Origin of the sequence: Botrimarina sp. (assembly GCF_040219535.1) — a bacterium.
Classification (GTDB): Bacteria; Planctomycetota; Planctomycetia; order Pirellulales; family Lacipirellulaceae; genus Botrimarina.
Genome location: NZ_JAVJSH010000022.1, coordinates 113423 through 131640, shown reverse-complemented (window position 1 = coordinate 131640; position 18218 = coordinate 113423). Strand labels below are relative to the sequence as shown.

The 18218-nt window shown below is 67.4% G+C and carries 13 protein-coding genes; 9 read left to right on the top strand and 4 right to left on the bottom strand.

The annotated features are described in order from the left end of the window. Positions 1-96: 96 nt before the first annotated feature. Together RIC11_RS20725 and hemB are read right to left on the bottom strand one after the other, a co-directional pair. Positions 97-579 (bottom strand): DUF7453 family protein, encoded by a 483-nt coding sequence (locus tag RIC11_RS20725; RefSeq protein ID WP_502879394.1) that lies wholly within the window; start codon positions 577-579, stop codon positions 97-99. Between the two features lie 360 nt (positions 580-939). Continuing rightward, a complete protein-coding gene (hemB, locus tag RIC11_RS13915) occupies positions 940-1956 on the bottom strand; it encodes a porphobilinogen synthase (RefSeq protein WP_350212273.1) in 1017 nt (338 codons plus the stop codon). 97 nt (positions 1957-2053) lie between these two features. Here hemB and RIC11_RS13910 point away from each other — a divergent pair, with 97 nt between their 5' ends. Both RIC11_RS13910 and RIC11_RS13905 read left to right on the top strand, forming a co-directional pair. Continuing rightward, complete coding sequence (locus tag RIC11_RS13910; RefSeq protein WP_350212271.1) at positions 2054-2548, top strand: hypothetical protein; 495 nt, start codon at positions 2054-2056, stop codon at positions 2546-2548. A gap of 121 nt (positions 2549-2669) precedes the next feature. Further along, positions 2670-5189, top strand: a complete 2520-nt coding sequence (locus RIC11_RS13905; RefSeq protein ID WP_350212269.1) for a CARDB domain-containing protein — start codon at positions 2670-2672, stop codon at positions 5187-5189. Between the two features lie 87 nt (positions 5190-5276). Here the strand turns inward: RIC11_RS13905 and RIC11_RS13900 are convergent, their stop codons facing one another. Together RIC11_RS13900 and ade are read right to left on the bottom strand one after the other, a co-directional pair. Further along, positions 5277-6050, bottom strand: a complete 774-nt coding sequence (locus RIC11_RS13900; RefSeq protein ID WP_350212267.1) for a hypothetical protein — start codon at positions 6048-6050, stop codon at positions 5277-5279. Between the two features lie 558 nt (positions 6051-6608). Then, entirely contained in the window at positions 6609-8255 is a 1647-nt protein-coding gene (ade, locus tag RIC11_RS13895) for an adenine deaminase (RefSeq protein WP_350212265.1), read from the bottom strand. A 290-nt stretch (positions 8256-8545) separates the two neighbouring features. Between ade and RIC11_RS13890 the strand changes: the two genes are divergently transcribed. From RIC11_RS13890 to RIC11_RS13860, 7 genes are all read left to right on the top strand, one after another. Further along, positions 8546-9889 carry a DUF6666 family protein gene (locus tag RIC11_RS13890; protein WP_350212263.1) on the top strand — a complete coding sequence of 448 codons (1344 nt, stop codon included), beginning with the start codon at positions 8546-8548 and terminating at the stop codon, positions 9887-9889. Positions 9890-10336: 447 nt separating this feature from the next. Continuing rightward, entirely contained in the window at positions 10337-11836 is a 1500-nt protein-coding gene (locus tag RIC11_RS13885) for a hypothetical protein (RefSeq protein WP_350212262.1), read from the top strand. Positions 11837-12358: 522 nt separating this feature from the next. Continuing rightward, the gene (locus tag RIC11_RS13880) at positions 12359-14434 is read left to right on the top strand and encodes a PrkA family serine protein kinase (RefSeq protein WP_350212261.1); all 2076 of its coding nucleotides are present in this window, start codon (positions 12359-12361) and stop codon (positions 14432-14434) included. Positions 14435-14535: 101 nt separating this feature from the next. Then, entirely contained in the window at positions 14536-15639 is a 1104-nt protein-coding gene (locus RIC11_RS13875; RefSeq protein ID WP_350212260.1) for a DUF444 family protein, read from the top strand. A 75-nt stretch (positions 15640-15714) separates the two neighbouring features. Further along, entirely contained in the window at positions 15715-16074 is a 360-nt protein-coding gene (locus tag RIC11_RS13870; RefSeq protein ID WP_350212258.1) for a hypothetical protein, read from the top strand. Between the two features lie 134 nt (positions 16075-16208). Beyond that, complete coding sequence (locus tag RIC11_RS13865; RefSeq protein WP_350212256.1) at positions 16209-17750, top strand: SpoVR family protein; 1542 nt, start codon at positions 16209-16211, stop codon at positions 17748-17750. Beyond that, positions 17747-18217: a hypothetical protein gene (locus RIC11_RS13860; protein ID WP_350212254.1), complete on the top strand. Its 471-nt coding sequence runs from the start codon at positions 17747-17749 to the stop codon at positions 18215-18217. Before RIC11_RS13865 ends, RIC11_RS13860 begins: the two co-directional genes overlap by 4 nt. Position 18218 lies beyond the last annotated feature (1 nt).

Below are 18218 nucleotides of genomic sequence, written 5' to 3'. Positions count from 1 at the left end.
GCGCCGCCGCCCAGGCGACCCTCGCCACCGTGCTGGTCACCCTCGCCCAACAAGCGATCGACCCGGTCGGCTGGCTCGCCAACGCCCGACGCACCGTCACCCCGCTAACGCTCGTGGGATGACGGGCGGTAAACAAGTACGCGAGAACCAGCCTCCATAGTCTCGGACTGCGGTAGCAAGGGCGCCGTTTTTCCAAGTGTAAATACCAATATCTACATCGGCGTTCACGTCGTAGAAGGCCACAGTCCCGCGATTGTTGATCGCAATCCCTCCTCGCCCTAGTAGGCTTCGCAGAGTGACACCAGATCCATCTAGCCTTTCGACAACCGCAGATCCGGGCCGAGCGATAAGTGAGTTTTTGCCGTCAGCGTGGCGGACAAGGTCGAGAGTGCCGTCTTCCAAGTATTGATAGAAGGCCGCCTCACCGTGGTCGTTCAGAACCGCCTCCCCGAAGCTGACTGTCGAGTCTGAGGTCGATACGAGCTTCTCGAATGTGTACCGCGCGGCGTGGGCCGCCGCAGGGCAGCCGGCGAGAAACGCGGCCGCGAGCGAGAGAATCCGCCTGCCTGTGCCAAACATCAGCGCCTCCTCTGCCGACCGCCGGCTGGTCGCTGTGAGCGTCGCCACGCGGCGGTCGTGGTTGGTCTTGCCCCTCGGGCGTGCAGTCTACCAGGTCGCTCCGGCGCGGTCGCGGCTGCGACGCGGACGCGCGGCGAATTACCGCTTTGGCGCCGATTGATTAGGCGATAATCGCTGGTTTTCTCGCACCACAACACGGGCGAGAAACGTGACAGCGCAGCCGCCGGGCGTCGCCCCTGTAACGCTTCGCTAAGGGCTTGCCACGCCGGGACTTAGCCGCGGTTTCGCGTCGTTGAAGCGTTACGCGCGATTTCGGGGGTGTCGCGTAACGTAACGCAAGCGGGCGCCGCACGGCCGCTGTCATTCGCTGCGCAATCGGCGGGCCGCTTCGACCGCGAAGTAGGTGAGCACCCCGTCGGCGCCGGCCCGCTTGAAGGCCATCAGGCTCTCGAGCATGACGGCGTCGTAGTCGAGCCAGCCGTTCTGTGCGGCCGCGGCGATTTGGGCGTACTCGCCGGAGACCTGGTAAGCGAACGTCGGCGCGCCGAACGCTTGCTTGACCCGGGCCACGATGTCGAGGTACGGCTGGCCCGGCTTGATCATGACCATGTCGGCGCCCTCGGCCAGGTCGAGGGCCACTTCGCGGAGGGCCTCGTCGCCGCTGGCGGGGTTCATCTGGTAGGTCCGCTTGTCGCCGTCGGCCAGCGCGCCGGCCGAGCCGACCGCGTCGCGGAAGGGGCCGTAGTACGCGGAGGCGTACTTCGCCGCGTAGGCGAGGATCGCCACGTGGTCGTAGCCTTCGCGGTCGAGCGCGGAGCGGATGCGGCCCACGCGGCCGTCCATCATGTCGCTGGGGGCGATGATGTCGCAGCCGGCCTCGGCTTGGACCTCGGCCTGGCGGCACAGCGCGTCGAGCGTGGCGTCGTTGGCCACGTAGCCGTCGACGACCAGGCCGTCTTGCCCGTGCGAGGAGTACGGGTCGAGGGCCACGTCGGCGATCACGCCGACCGAGTCGCCCAGCCGCTGCTTCACCTCGCGGATCGCGCGGCAGACGAGGTTCTCGGGGTTCCAGGCCTCCTCGGCGCCGGGGGTCTTCTTGTCGGCCGGCGTGGCCGGGAAGAGCGCGACCGCGGGCACGCCGAGCTCGACCGCCTCGGCGATGGCCGGCTCGAGCAGGTCGACGCTCAGCCGCGCGACCCCGGGCATCGACTCGACCGGCTCGCGGCGGTTCTCCCCCTCGCACACGAAGACCGGCCAGATCAGGTCGGCCGGCGCGAGCCGCGCTTCGGCCACCAGGCGGCGGGTCCACTCGTGCCGGCGCAGCCGCCGCAGACGGGTCGCAGGAAAGCCGCCGACGGGGCTGATAGGCTCGTACATAGCTATCATCTTCCCGTTCGTGCCGGGCAGCACAATCCCATCCGCCCCGCTGGCGGCCTTGGCGCTGCGGGCGCCTTGGCGGTTTTCTTTAGAGCCCATGAGCGAAGCCCAACCACCGCCGAAGCAAGGCCAGCCCCGGCCGAACCAGCCGCCGCCAAACCAGCCGCCGCCGCAGTTGTCGGTGGGCCCGTTCCGGTTCACCAGCGTCGGCGTGCGGATCGAGGGCAAGCCGAACCTGGCCGAGTGGAAAGGCCCGCTGCAGTTCGCGCTGTGGCTGCAGAAGGCCGGCCCGTGGTGGATCGGCGACCTGCTCAACGCCGGCGAGGGCGCCTTCGGCGAGGCCTTCTACGCGATGTGCGAGGGCGCCGTGTCGGGCGACCAGCTGAACCGCTACGCGTCGGTCGCTCGGCGGGTGCCGATCCGCAACCGCCGGCCGAGCCTGAGCTGGAGCGCGCACGCGATGGTGGCCCGGCTAGACGACGCCGGCCAGCGGCGGCTGCTCGCGCTGGCGGAGAAGAACGGCTGGTCGAGCGAGGAGCTGCGGGTCCAGGCGCGGCGGTTCGAAGCGCAGCAACGGGCGCCGAAGCCGTGACGCGGTGGCCGGCGACCTGCGTTGATCCGCAGAGAGATCGCGGATTGCGGTGGGTCGATGCGGCTCGGTGGTTTAGGTTTCGGGGATCACGCTCCAAGCCGCTACCCTAGGGTCCAGCCCGATGCGTCGCCGCCGCCGCCCGTCGACCCGCCGCACCGATCGCCCCACTGGCCGCCCCACGCCGCGGCGCCTGCGGCTTGAAACGCTCGAACGCCGCTGGCTGCTGGCCGCGGACCTCGTTGTCCAAAACATCTGGACGGTCCCCAACCAGCCGGTCGAAGGCGAGTCGTTCTACATCGGCGCGTTGATCAAGAACCAAGGCACGTCGAACGCCAACGCGGGCCTCTTCGCCAACCAAGAGGTCACGTTCTTCATGAACGGCCGCAAGTACGGCGAGGGCGACGACTACGATAATTTGGGACCCGGCGAGACGCTCAGCACCCGCTCGATCTACATCACCGCCCCCAGCGCCGGCACGCACACGATCCGCGCGGTGGCCGACGGCAACGACGAGGTCAACGAGAGCAACGAGAACAACAACGGCCGCACCGAGAACTTCACCGTCGTCGGCCCGCCCGAGCCCGACCTGATCGTCGAGAACCTGTGGACCAACCCGTTCCGGGTCTACGAGGGTGAGGACTTCATCATCCGCGCGCGGGTCAAGAACCAGGGCGACGCCGAGGCCGACGCCGGCCTGTTCGCCAACCAAGAAGCGACGTTCTTCCTAAACGACGTCAAGTACGGCGAGGGGGACGACTACGACGGGCTCGGCCCGAACGAGACGCTCGAGGTCCGCTCGATCTCGATCGACTCCCCCTCGGCCGGCGTGCACGAGCTCCGCGTCAAGGCAGACGGCAACAACGAGGTCTCCGAGAGCGACGAGTCGAACAACAGCCGCACCGAGCCCTTCACCGTCTACCAGCGGCTCTCCTGGCGCTCCGGCCCCAGCCCGGACGATCCGCAGGTCACCAGCGTCCGCGCGGGCGAGACCGTGTGGGCCGTTGCCGACGGGATCGACGAACCGGGCGAGACGGTCGTCGTCGCGGTGGTCGAAGACGACTCCGAAGGGCTCGACATCCTCGGCGACGACACGGTCGCGAACCTGACGATCACCCTCGACGGCGACGCCATCGGCTCGGTCGCTTGGACCGCCCCGTGGCAAGGCGACGACCTCGACACGCCCAACAACCGGTTCTACCTGACGTACGACGCGGGCCTCTTCGACCCGCAGTACGACTCGCCGTACCTGCGCACCTACGTCGGCTCGGGCGTGGGGAACTCGTACACCGGCACGCTCGCTTACGACTGGGGCGGGAACATCCCAATCGAGGGGACGATCGACGCGACCCTCCGGCGTTTCGACAGTTCCGCCGCGATCGATCCGCTCGCGACCACGTGGCTCATCATCCACGGCCGCAACGGCTCTTTCGCCGCGGGTAACACCAACGACGAGACCAACCAGAACCGCATGCTGCAGCTCGCCGAGGCGGTCGACTCTGCCACCGGCGAGCATCAAGTCCTCACGCTCGATTGGCGCGAGGGCGCCGAGAGCTTCCTGAACGAGGTCACCGAAACGTTCGACTTCAGCGGCGAGGGCTGGCTCGAGACCGTAGGCAAGTGGGCCGCCGCCGCGCTAGACAACATGGGCTTCTCCACGGGCGCCCTCAACGTGATCGGCCACAGCTGGGGCGGGGTCATCACCGGCGAGGTGGCCGGCGCGTTCCCGGGCGGGGTGAACCGCGTCGTGGCGATCGACCCGGCCGAGGACGCGCCGCCGCCGATCGGCAAGCTCTACTCGACGGAGAGCGTCGACTTCGGCGGCGCGAACAGCGGCTACTCGTGGGCCTTCTACAGCCGCGACGGCGGGACCTTTGGGATCACCTCGGGGAGCGACGTGTCGACCGCCACCGCCGACGAGGCGTTCACCGTCACCGGCAGCGAGCACAGTCAGGTGGTCGACCTGTTCCGCAACATGCTGAGCGACCCGACCGGCCCGGTGAGCCGGTACTTCTCGCTCGAGCGGCTGCTTGCCGGCACGGCCGGCCCCTGGGTCTTCGACCGGTACGACGAGGAGGGCGCCGTCGACCCGAGCGGCCTCTACGAGGCGATCATCGACGCGACCGGCGCCGCCGGCGTGCCCGGCTCGGTCCCGACTGGCATCCGCTTCGCGAACAGCGGCCCGGCGGTGGCCGCCCCCGGCGACTACAACGGCGACGGCCTCGTCAACGCGGCCGACTACACCGTCTGGCGTGACCGGCTGGGCCAGAGCGAATCCCCCTTCCGCGGCCCCGACGGCGATGGCTCCGGCCGGGTGGCCGCGCCGGACTATACAATGTGGACGGCCAACTACGGCGCCACAGCGCCGGCGGCCGTCCAAGCGACAGCGGTCGACTTCGCGCTGGCGGCGTTCGTTGAGGTCGAAGCGGAGGAAGAGACGGAAGCCGAGGAGCTCAGCTCGCCGGTTGTCGCGTCACGGTTCGATGCGGTTGCGTTGCTGTTGGCGATAGAGTCCGGCGGCGGAATCGAGAGCCTCACGCTCGAGGCGCTCGAGGCGCTCGAGGACGGCGAAGCCGAAGAAGCCGACGGGGAAGATCAGCGGACTCCGCCGGTGCTCGGAGTGCTGCGGCCGGCGTTTGCGTAACCCCGCGAAGTCGGGCGATCCCGCGACGTGATTCGCATGCTCATCCGCTTCGCGGGGGAGTGTGACGCGCCGGTTAATCAAGTGGATTCACGCCACGGTTTCGCGGTAGATTCTGCGTACGTTGCGAAGGTCGCAATGAATCCGCCAACTCGCCCACGAGACACCTGCGGATAAGATGACAAGGAGCGCTCGATGAAGTGACGACTGTGAATAATACGCCGAAGCGAGAAGAGCGGTGGTCGGTAGAGAAACCGACACCAGCTCTATGAGCTTGGCAACACCATCGTCAAAGATGACATACCAAGGTGCGATTGACTGATTCGATACGCGCTCGCTCCAGCGTTGGGCGTATAGCGAGTTGATAAAACAAGCAAGGACCAAGAACGGGGCTCCAACCATCCACACGACCGATCGTTGAACAGAAACCCCTGCGATTGGGAGACTATACTCACTCTTTGTTTTTTTTGCAGCAAGATACAATTGGGCGGAGTCGAGCGACAGGTGCGAGATTTCCTCCCAGAAAGGTCGCAATTGTGCAAACGCGGCATCTACTTCTGGCTCACGTCTTACGGAGATCCTGCCGCTCGCGCGTGGAGACCTAGGTGGGTAGGGAGGAAAGGCCAGCAGGTCGATCTTAGGAGTCTGCGGATTCGCTACATCGAAATCGCTGCTGGTGCCACCGATCTCACCGCGTAGGTAGAATTGCAGGGCACAATCAAGTGATTGTCTGTGCCACTTACGCAATTGTATGACGTCGGAAAAGCCTTCTGCGTCGGCGGTTGTAGTTGGATACTGCGTTGCCGGTATGGCTAGGAATGCCATCTGGTCCGGAGGTGAGTAATTGTAGTCTACCTCGAACAAGCGTATTAAATCGATCTCTGCTGGTGAGATGACAATCCTTATTCCGAGCCGACGTCGGAGCTCTAAGAGTGATTGCTGATGGCGAATGAATGGTTCAGCGTAGGGAATTCTAGCTTCCCGGAATCTGTCTGAGATAGAATCTACCCGCGCACCTGCGCTCGAAAGCTTTTTTCCTCCGGATGACTCATTTAATATCTCAGGGATATTGCATTCTTCTCTAGGGTCTGTCTGTGGATTACTAAGGCCAGGTTCGAACGCTATGGCGCCTAGGGTTTCAAAACGCGGTCGCGCCTCCGATCGCTCGTGCAGCGACTTCCTGACTAGGGATCTGAGTTTGCGCAGTGATTCTTCAGCCAGCATGTTTGCCTCTGTGTCCGGAGCTGCCGGGAGAAGCAAAGCCGCAAGGATCGTCACCGAAGTCAACACTGTTGTTCGGTGCCAAGTTCTTACAGCCTTTCCAAGCTGTTCGGGGCAATCCATCGGCCGTTTCTTAAGTGGTGTCTAGGCTGTATTGCATCGACGCAGACGGGCAGGTCGCGTGCCCCGCGTGCTCCGCGGCTAACTCAACAAATCCACAAACTCGAACCGCTCCCCATCAAACAGCCCCTTGTCGCTCAGCTTCAGCGACGGGATCACCAGCAGGGCCATGAACGACAGGGTCATGTACGGCGCACGCAGGGGGCTGCCCCAGGCTTTGGCGAGCTGGTCCAGGCGGCTGTAGGCCTCGGCGACTTCCCAGCAGGTGCCCGTGGCCATCAGGCCGGCGACCGGCAGGGGGAGGGCTTCGGCGACCGAGTCGGTGTGGCACGCGGCGGAGAGGCCGCCCGTGTTGTCCATCACCAGGTTGATCGCCGTAGAGAGGTCCACCTCGTCGACGCCCACCGCGATCACGTTGTGCGAGTCGTGGGCCACGCTCGAAGCGATCGCCCCCTTCGTGAGGCCGAAGTTCTTGATGAACGCGATCGCCGGCGGCGCGGTCGCGTAGCGGTTGACGACGACCAGCTTCAGGATGTCTTTCTCCACGTCCGACACGATGTGACCGGCGTGTTCCTTGACCGTCGCGTCGATCGAGTTGGTGATGAGCTGCCCGTCGATCGCTTCGATCACCTTCAGGCCAAGCTGGCCGGTCATCGGCAGCATCAACTCTTGGTGGGTGACGTCGCGGCGGACGAACCGGTTGGCGACCTCCGGCTCGATCCGCGGCAGCAGCGACTTGCCGTTCTCGGCGACTAGGGCGCCGTCGATCCACGTGCGGCGCGCATTGAACTCGGTGAGCGAGTCGACCTCGACCATGTCGGCCGGGTCGCCGACGCGTAACAGGCCGACCGGCAGGGAGTACTGCTCCACCGGCGTTCGGCACGCGGCGGTTAGCGCGTCGAACAGGTCGGCGCCGCCGGCCACCGCGCGGCGCACGAGCGTGTTGATGTGGCCCAGGGCCAGCTCGTCCGGGTGCTTGTCGTCCGAGCAGAGCAGCACGCGGCCGGGCGCCTCGCTGATGAGGGGGGCCAGCGCGTCGAAGTTTCGCGCGGCGGAGCCCTCGCGGATAGCGATCTTGCAGCCGGCGGCCAGTTTGTCGCGGGCCTCTTCGATCGTGAAGCACTCGTGGTCGGTCGACGGCCCGGCGGCCACGTACCTGGCCGCTTGCTCGCCGCGCAGGCCCGGCGCGTGGCCGTCGATCGGCTTGTTTCGCTTCTTGGCGGCCGCCATCTTGGCGAGGCACTCCGGGTCGCCGTTGAGCACCCCGGGGAAGTTCATCATCTCGCTGAGGTAGCCGATCCGCGGGTCGTCGAGCAGGGCCTCGACTTCTTCTACCGTGATCGCCGCGCCGGCCGTCTCGAACGGCGTGGCCGGCACGCAGCTGGGGGCGCCGAACGCGAACTTGAAGGGGGTCTGCTCCCCCTGGTCGAGCATGTACCGCACGCCGGCCGCGCCGAGCACGTTGCCGATCTCGTGCGGGTCGCTCACGGCGGCGACCGTGCCGTGCACGACCGCCGCGCGGGCGAACTCGGTCGGCACGAGCATCGAGCTCTCCACGTGCACGTGGGCGTCGACCAGGCCGGGGATCAAGTAGCCCTGCGGCGGCGTGTCGTCTGCTAGCGGCTCGATCGATTCGATCCGGCCGCCGGCGACACGGACTTCGGCCGGGTAGACGCGGCGCGCCTGCAGGTCGACGACGTTGGAGCGGATCGAAAACGGCTCGGGCATGACAGCAGCAACGGGCTGGGAGAGTGACACGGGCGGGGGAGGGCGACGAGTATACCGGCTTGCTGCCCGGCCAGCGTGCACGGGGCCGGCGCCGGCATTGCCGGCGCCGAGTCTGCGGGTTGGGGGGAGTTTTTCGCAAGTAGCGGTCGCGCCGGGTCGATACCCGTAGGTAGCCGCGACCAGGGGGGCCTGGCGCCGCCGCTCCGATCCGCCTTGCGCGGAGGGGGTGGTCAAGTGCGTCGGCGTCGATTCGTTCGACTCAAAAACGCTCCCCCCGCGAGGACACCGCGATGCGTCGTCCGATGCTCGCCTTGATCGCCCTAACGGCACTCTGCGGCTCGCTGATCGCCGAGCCCGCCGCCGCGCAACTGCAATGGCAGTCGGCCGGCGTCCGCCAGGTGTCGCACTCCGAGCCAACGGCCGGGCCCGCGCTGCGGCCCAAGGCCCCCAAGGTCTACGCCCAAGGCGCCAGCCAGCCGGCGCCCGCCGCGCCGGCAGCCCGGCAAGCGGCCGCGCCGGCGCCGCCGAAGCCGTTTGCTTCGCAGGCCGCCGCTCGAACGGCCCCGTCGGCGAGGGTTGATTCCGCGGTGCAGCCGGCTTGCGGCGTGTGCGGCTGCGTGGGGGGCTGCGACTGCGGCCCGATCATTGAGGAGCCGGGTTACCCGATCGTCGAGCCGGGCTGTGGGGTCGTCGACCCCGGTTGCGGCTTCGCCGACCCGTCGTGCGGCATCGCCTACGGCGACCCCTGCGGCTGCGGCGACGTGGGCTGCGTCGGCGGGTGCGGCGCCGAGGTCGGCTGCGGCTGCGGCGACATCGCTTGCGGCGGCTGCGTGAAGTCGGTGCCGCTGATGATCTACGTGCCGCCGATCCGCGAGCTGACCCTCTACGGCGGCGTGCAGGCGTACAAGAACGCGTTGGACCTAGGGCGCGACCGCGGCAACTTCGGCTTCCACCAAGGGATCAACGTGGGCGGCGCGATGTCTTGGCTGGGGCTGCCGGGCGTGGGGTACCAGGTCGGCTACCGCGCGACACAGAGCCAGCTCAACGGCGACGCCACGACCGGCGACTCGTCGTCGCACACGCAGCAGTTCCTGACCGCGGGCCTGTTCCACCGCAAGCCGGTCGGCCTGCAGTACGGCGTGGTCTACGACCTGCTGCAAGACGAGCGGCAGCAGTCGGTCGACTTCGGCCAGATCCGCGGCCTCGTCAGCGTGACCAACCCGCGCGGCCACGAGATCGGCTTCCACTTCGCCCGGCACATGAACTCCGAGGTCCTCGGCCAGGGCCAGACCTTCCACTCGGTGGACCAGTACTTGGCCTTCTACCGCAAGCACGGCGCGCGGGGCGGCGAGTGCCGCTTGTACGGCGGCTTCGACGACGACGAGAAGGGCATCGTCGGGGCCGACTTCTCGATCCCGCTCGACGAGCGTTGGTCGCTCCGCACCGGGTTCACCTACCTGATCCCCGAGGACTCCAACGGCGGCAGCGGCGCGGCCGACGAGGCCTGGAACCTCGGAACGACCCTCGTCTGGCACTACGGCTGCCGCGCACGAAAGTCCTACCACGCCCCGTTCCGGCCGATGTTCGAAGTCGCGGACAACGGCTCGATGATCATCGACGACCGGGTCGAGTGATCGGCGGGTCGAGCGAGACAAAGGAAGGCGGAAGGCGGAGCGGCGGTTTTCGCTCTCCTCTTTCCGCCTTTCCCGTTTCCACCTTCGGCCGCTTTTTGGCCGCTTACAGGGGGTAGGGGCCGACGCCGACGCCGACGCGGCGATTCGTTCGGTCGCCGTGGCTGGTCGGCTTTCGGTGGCGGGCCGTTGGCGGTAGGATCGGGGGCTAAGCCCCGCCTCCGGCGGCGGCCCTACAAGCCACAGGCAAGAGGCCTCCGGGCGCTGCCCCCACGGGAGTGGGGCGCGGGGCGGCCCGTTGAGGCCGAGTGCCGCATCACACGGACGCAGCGGTCCGCGATAGGCCGAAGCTCGCGAAACGGCGTGGCGACTGACCCGGTGTCGGTCGCCCCCCCCTTTTCCGAGCCGCCTGGAGCAACCGCTGCTTCCGCGACTATCCACCACCGATCGATGGCCCAAGACAACTGGGACGATTTGCTCCGCAATCTGGGAGCCCAACCGAGCGACAAAGTCTCGACGGAAGAAACGGAGCCTCCCCAGCCTCCCGAAGACCCCCGGCTTCCCGAAGGCACCCGGCTTCCCGAAGGCACAGCCGAGCCCGCCGAAGCCGAGCCCCCAGCAGCCGTATCGCAGTCGGACGACCTGCAGTTGCCCGACGAGTACCCGGCCGCGAAGCCGAGCGCCTGGGACTCGCTCGCGGTGACGCTCGGCGTGGCGCCGCCGCGCGAGGCGGCCGCCGAGGCCGAACGAGGGCCGTCGCCCGCTGAGCGAAAGCCCGCCAAGGGCCGGCCGGAGAAGGGCCGAGGGTCCAAACGGCCCGAAAGAGTCGAGCCGAGCGACCTGCCGCCGCCGCCGACCGAAGAGACCACGGGCGACGATCCTGCCCTCGAAGGGGAACTCGAAGAAGCCCGCCCCGCCGACGAGGCGATCGCCGAGATCGTCGGCGAATCGGCCGAAGCGATGGCCGCCGAATCGATGGGCGCGCCGGCTCCCACGCCGGCGGCCGACGAGCCGGCCGGGAAGACGCGCGGTTTCACGGGATGGTTCCCGTTCGCCGGCCGCCGCGCTCGCCCCGAGCCCTCCGGCCGCCCCGAGTCCGCAGAGCAGGCCGAGTCGGAAGAGCGGGAAGAACCCTCGGGAAGGTCCGGCACGGGTGAACAGGGCCGCTCTGGCGGGTCGTCGCGCGGCGACCGGCCAAGCGACCGGCGCCGCAGCGCATCGGCGGCCGAGCTGCCGCGCGATTTGTTTGCCGCTCCGGAAGCCCTGGTGGGCGAGTCGTCTGCCGAGCAGGGCGACTCGGGGACCGACTCCGAAGAGGAAGCCCGCGACCGGCCCAAGCGCCGACGTCGACGAGGCGGCCGCCGCCGCCGCCGCCGCGACGACGACGCCCCCGCCCGTGACGAAACAGCCCGTGACGAAACAGACCGCGACGAAACCGACCGCGACGAGCGCGACGAGCGCGACGCCGACACAGACGACCGCGACGAGTCCGACTCCGCCGAGGCGCCCAAATCCCGGTCCGCCGACGACGACTACGACGACGACTCCGACGACGGCGCCGACGAAGGCGGCGACCGCCCCCGACGCCGCCGCCGACGCCGACGCGGTCGCCGCGGCTCTCCCGAAGGCGCCGAGTCCGACGCGGCAGACGAGTCGTCCGAACGCTCCGGGCGCGAGTCCGACCGCTCGGCCGACCCGTCGGACGACGACGGCGAACCCGAGGACGAGGAAGAAATCGCCCAGCGGGCCGCGTCGCACAAAAACATCACCTCCTGGCGCGAAGCGATCGGTGTCGTGGTCGACGCCAACATCGCCGCCGGGGCCGAGCGCCGCGCTTCGGGCTCGGGCGGGCGCGGGGGCTCGGGGCGGGGCGGTTCGGGCCGCGGTGGGCGCCCGCGCGGCGGCCGCCGGCGCCGGGGGTCGGGCGCGAACTCGTCGTCGGGCGGCTGATAGCGGCCCGCCAAAAACAAGCGGCGCCTCCCCCGCCCGAACCGAGGCGTCCGGCTCGTTCGGATTGTCGCGAAGGCGCGGGTTACTAGGCTTTTTTGCCGCCGCGCAGCCGCGTGGAGCCTGTGCGATTCGCTCTCCCGGCGCGGCCGTGGCTGGCCTAGGCTTTCTTCGAGGCGGTCTTGCCTGCCTACATTTCTCTTGAAGGGTTGGGAAGACTGAAGAGATACTAGAGGGCAGACGGGACGCGTCGTCTTCGCGAGCCAGGCAGGCTCGCGTCGCCCCACGCCGCGTGCCGGATCCCGCCCTCGCCGCCCGCCGCTCTTTGCCAATCCCGCTCGGTGAGCCCCTCGCAGCTGCGAGGGGACCGGACGGTCCCTCGAGTGGCCGTTCTTCTTCTTTGGGTCGCAGGTTCGACCCGTGCAGCGCGGCGCCGTGTTGAAGCGCGCGTGGGGGTTCACCGAGTCGAGAACCGGCGAGACTCGCGTCGTGAGTCCAAAGCAAACCTGGAGCAGAAGCCCCGCCATGGCCAACGGAAGCGAAATCATCCGGCTCGTCGCCGGCCGCCAGGACCGCGATCAGTTCCGACGCAAGAACTGGGTCGGCACGTTCGAGCAGTACCTCGACATCGTGCGAGAGAACCCGAAGGTCACGCGCACCGCCTACCAGCGCCTGTACGACATGATCCTGTCGTACGGCGTCGAGAAGCAATCGGTGGGCCGCGAGTCGGTCAACCACTACCGCTTCTTCGACGACCCGCACGGCGGCGGTAAGGACGCCGTGTTCGGCCTCCGCTCGGCGCTGAACCAACTGGTCAACGCGTTGAAGAGCGCGGCCAAGGGCTACGGCATCGAGCGGCGCGTGCTGCTGCTGCACGGGCCGGTGGGCAGCAGCAAGAGCACCATCGCGCGGCTGTTGAAGAAGGGCCTCGAGCGCTACAGCGCCGAGGACGACGGCGCGCTGTACGCGATCGGTTGGACCGACGAGGACGACCCGACCAACGCCGAAGCGACCCAGTGGTGCCCGATGAACGAGGAGCCGCTGCACCTGATCCCCACGCGCTTCCGGCCCGACGTGGAGGCCGAGCTCAACGCGGGCGCGCCGGCCGACGCCCACGACGAGGAGGCGTTCCGCGTGCGGATCGAGGGGACGCTCTGCCCCTACTGCCGCTTCAACTACCAGAGCCGCCTGAAGAAGTACGACGGCGACTGGACCCGCGTCGCTCAGGACGTGCGCGTCAAGCGCGTTATCCTCAGCGAGAAGGACCGCGTGGGCATCGGCACGTTCCAGCCCAAGGACGAGAAGAACCAAGACGCCACCGAGCTGACCGGCGACATCAACTACCGCAAGATCGCCGAGTACGGCTCGGACAGCGACCCGCGCGCGTTCAACTTCGACGGCGAGTTCAACGTCGCGAACCGAGGGATCATCGAGTTCGTCGAGGTCCTCAAGCTCGACGTGGCGTTCCTCTACGACCTGCTGGGCGCGAGCCAAGAGCACCGCATCAAGCCGAAGAAGTTCGCCCAGACCGACATCGACGAGGTCATCCTCGGCCACACCAACGAGCCGGAGTACCGCCGCCTGCAGTCGAACGAGTTCATGGAGGCCCTGCGCGACCGCACCGTGAAGATCGACATCCCGTACGTGACCACGCTGTCCAACGAGATCAAGATCTACGACAAGGACTACAACAACGAGACCGTCCGCGGCAAGCACATCGCCCCGCACACCGTCGAGATGGCCGCCATGTGGGCGGTGCTCACCCGCCTGGAAGAGCCCAAGAACGCCGGCCTCACCCGCCTGCAAAAGCTCAAGCTCTACAACGGCAAGACCCTCCCCGGCTTCACCGAGGAGAACATCAACGAGCTCCGCGAGCAGGCGACGACCGAGGGGATGATCGGCATCTCGCCGCGGTACGTGCAGGACAAGCTGTCCAACGCGCTGGTGGCCCACCCGGAGTCCCGCTCGGTCAACCCGTTCATGGTGCTCAACGAGCTGGAAGCCGGCCTGAAGCACCACTCGCTCCTCAACGACGAGGAGCAGAAGCAGGAGTACCGCGAGTTGCTCCAGGTCGTCAAAGAAGAGTACGAGAACATCGTGAAGAACGAGGTCCAACGCGCGATCGCCGCCGACGAGGAGGCCCTGATGCGGCTGTGCGGCAACTACATCGACAACGTCAAGGCCTACACGCAGCGCGAGAAGGTCAAGAACGCGTTCACCGGCCAGTACGAGGAGCCCGACGAGCGGCTGATGCGATCCGTCGAGGAGAAGATCGACATCCCCGACAGCCGCAAGGACGACTTCCGCCGGGAGATCATGAACTACATCGGCGCGCTGATGATCGACGGCAAGCGGTTCGACTACAAGTCGAACGAGCGGCTGCACAAGGCGCTCGAGCTCAAGCTGTTCGAGGACCAGAAGGACTCGATCAAGCTCACCAGCCTGGTGTCGAACGTGGTCGACGCGGAGACCCAGCAGAAGATCGACGTGGTCAAGGGCCGCCTGATCAAGAACTACGGCTACGACGAAGAGTCCGCGACCGACGTGCTGCAGTACGTGGCGAGCATCTTCGCCCGCGGCGACGTGAAGAAGGATTCGTAGCGCAGAGGGGCCCGCGAATCACGCGAATCGACGCGAATGACGAAATGGGCTGACGAGCGGCTGAAGAGATCCGATCCGATTCGCTTGATTCGTGGGCACAAATGAGTCTTCCGATCGAACGCGACGTGCGGCGCTTCCGGCAGATCGTGCGCGGCAAGGTGCGCGAGAACCTGAAGCGGTACGTCTCGCACGGCGAGATGCTCGGCCGCAAGGGGAAGGACGTGGTGTCGATCCCCGTGCCGTCGCTCGACGTGCCGCGGTTCCGCTTCGGCGACAACTCCGGCGGCGTCGGCCAGGGCGAGGGCGAGGAGGGCGAGTCGATCGGCCAGGGCCAAGGGCAGGGGGGCCAGGGCGCCGGCGGCGAAGCGGGCGCCGAGCACTACACCGAGGTCGACGTGCCGCTCGAGGAGCTCGCCGCGCTGCTCGCCGAAGAGCTCGAGCTGCCCAACATCGAACCCCGCGGCAAGGCCGCGATCCAGGCGGCCAAGGCCAAGTACAACTCGGTCCGCTCGACCGGCCCCGAGTCGCTGCGCCACAACAAGCGGACCTACCTCAAGGCGCTGCAGCGCGAGATCTCGACCGGCGGCTACAACCCGACGCGGCCGAACATCATCCCCGTCAAGGGCGACAAGCGGTACCGCTCGTGGACGTCGGTCGACGAGCCGATGGTCAACGCGGCGGTGATCTACGTGATGGACGTGTCCGGCAGCATGACCGACGAGCAGAAGTCGGTCGTGCGGAACGCGGCCTTCTGGATCGACGCCTACCTGAAGAGCCAGTACACCGGCCTGGAACGCCGCTACATCATCCACGACGCGGTCGCCAAGGAGGTCGACGAGCACGCGTTCTACCACACCCGCGAGTCGGGCGGCACACGCGTGTCGAGCGGCTACCGCGTGTGCGCGGAGCTGATCGAGCAGCAGCTGCCGCCCGCCGAGTGGAACCTGTACGTGTTCCAGTTCTCCGACGGCGACAACTGGGGCGAGGACAACGACCGCGCGTTCACGCTGCTGGGAGAGCGGATCCTGCCGCACGTGAACCAATTCGCGTACGGCCAGGTCGAGAGCCCGTACGGCTCGGGCGAGCTGCTGGGGCAGATCGAGTCGCGCTTCGGAGACAAGCACGACAACCTCGTCTGCTGCGAGATCGAAGACCGCGACGCCATTTACCCTGCGATCAAGACGTTCCTGGGGGCGGGGAGGTGAGCGTCACCGCGGAGGCGCGGAGGACGCGGAGAAGAAACTAATCAGAGGGGCGACGAGAATGCACAGGAGTCGGTCGTGGAAGGGGAAGTAAGAGCAGAGCACATGGGGAAGTATCGGGACGTCACAGCCAGTGCGGAAGTGCGTGAATCGTCTGTGGACGTACATCCCGAATACGCTAAGGCACTGCGAACCGGCCTTGTCGGTCAGGTTCTCTTCGGGATCGTCGCGGCGCTGACGCTCGACGGAGGAGCAGTGTTCCAAGGTTTCCTCGGCGCACTGCTCGTTCAGTGCATCGCTCTTCTGCTAATGCTCAGCCGACGCCCACTCAAACCGACGTCTTTCGATCTCGCTTATGTTCGCTATGGGATAATCCTAAACTTCGCAGGCATCATGTTCATTTACGCGTTTTGTCGGACCATCCTCGATGTCTCGTAAAGGCCTTCTCCACCAGGAATCTCGCTCGGCATTTCGCGGTGGGCCGCGACGACCCGAGTTTTTCGACATGATCTCCGCGTGCTCCGCGTCTCCGCGGTGAATCCTTCGTTCCTTCGTTCCGTCGTGGTTAAGTAGTGCCCCTCAACGAACTCGCCCCGCTGCCGCCCGACCTCGCCGCTATCCAGGCGGAGATCGAGGGGATTGCGCGCTCGTACGGGCTCGACTTCTTCCCGACGATCTTCGAGCTGGTCGACGCGGACCGGCTCAACGAGATCGCCGCGAAGGGGGGCTTCCCGACGCGCTACCCGCACTGGCGCTTCGGGATGGAGTACGACAAGCTCAGCAAGCAGTACCACTACGGGCTGGGGAAGATCTACGAGCTGGTCATCAACAACGACCCCTGCTACGCGTACCTGATGCGCAGCAACATGGCGGTCGACCAGCGGCTGGTGATGGCCCACGTGTATGGCCACTGCGACTTCTTCAAGCAGAACGCCTGGTTCGCGAAGACCAGCCGCAAGATGATGGACGAGACCGCCAACCACGGCTCGCGGATCCGGCGGTACATGGACGAGTTCGGCGTGGAGCCGGTCGAGGAGTTTATCGACGCGTGCCTGTCGCTGGACGACCTGATCGACATCCACTCGCCCCACATCCGCCGCCGCGAGGACTGCAGCCGCTACGACTTCGACGCCGACGCGCCGAAGAAACGCAAGAACCCGGCCCAACGCTTCGCCGCGAAGGGCTACATGGACGCGTTCATCAACCCCCGCGGCGCGGCCGAGGAGCGCCCCGACGAAGAGGAGGCCGCCCCCAAGAACCCCGAGCGCCCCGAACGCGACGTGCTGCTGTTCCTGCTCGAGCAGGCGCCGCTGGCCGCGTGGCAGCACGACGTGCTCGCGATCCTCCGCGAAGAGGCCTACTACTTCGCCCCCCAGGGCCAGACGAAGATCATGAACGAGGGGTGGGCCAGCTACTGGCACTCCACGATCATGACCCGCCACGGCCTCACCCCCAGCGACTTCATCTGCTACTGCGACCACCACTCCGGCACGATGGCCAGCGCGCCGGACCGGCTGAACCCGTACAAGCTCGGCATCGAGCTGTTCCGCGACATCGAGGACCGCTGGAACCGCGGCGCCCACGGCAGGGCCTACGACGACTGCGACGACGCCCGCGAGCGCCGCGAGTGGGACACCAAGGAGGGGGCGGGCCGGGAGAAGATCTTCGAGGTCCGCAAGGTCCACAACGACCTGACCTTCATCGACACGTTCCTCACGCTCGACTTCGTGCGCGAGCAGCGGCTGTTCAAGTTCGGCTGGAACGAGTCGGCCGAGCAGTACGAGATCGAGAGCCGCGCGTTCCCGAAGGTGAAGCAGCAGCTCCTGGCGAGCCTCACCAACGCGGGGCGGCCGATCATCGAGGTGGTCGACGGCAACTACAAGAACCGCGCGGAGCTCTACCTCGAGCACCGCTTCGCCGGCGCCGAGCTCGACCTCCGCGAGGCGCAGGACACGCTCCGCGCGCTGCACCGCCTGTGGAAGCGGCCGGTGCGCCTGGCCACGGTGCTCGAAGAGAGCCGCGCGGTCGTGTCGTACGACGGCAAGAAGTGCGAGATCCAGCACGGCGACCCCGCCGACGCGGCCCCCATCGAGGACCTGATCAGCAACGAATGACCCCGCTCGCCGACAACCTGATCCAGCGCCTCGCCGCGGCGGCGCCCGGCGACACGGCCGTGGTCGTCGACGGCGGCGACCGCGTGTCGCTCGGCTTGTCGCGCGCGGACGCGATGGCCGTGGCGTTCACCGAGCTGCGCTTGGCGACCGACCGGCTGGCCGGCGCGAAGGTCGACCGCGTTCGCTCGGTGGCCGACGCGCTCACCCGGCGGCTGACCTACCTGCTCGAGCCGCTCACGCCGGTCGAGATCGACCACGAGCTGGCCGTCGTGCAGATGCGGAGCACCACGCCGCAGCAAGACAACGAGCAGAGCGCGTACTACGAGCTGCTCGTGAGGGCCGGCGGCAGCCTGTCGCTGCGGCGGTACCGCAAGCCGCGCGGCGCGATGCGCGAGGGGATCGACGCCACCGTGACCCGCGAGGTGCTCGGCCGGCTTGTCGACGACTTCGTCGCGAGCACGGCCTGAG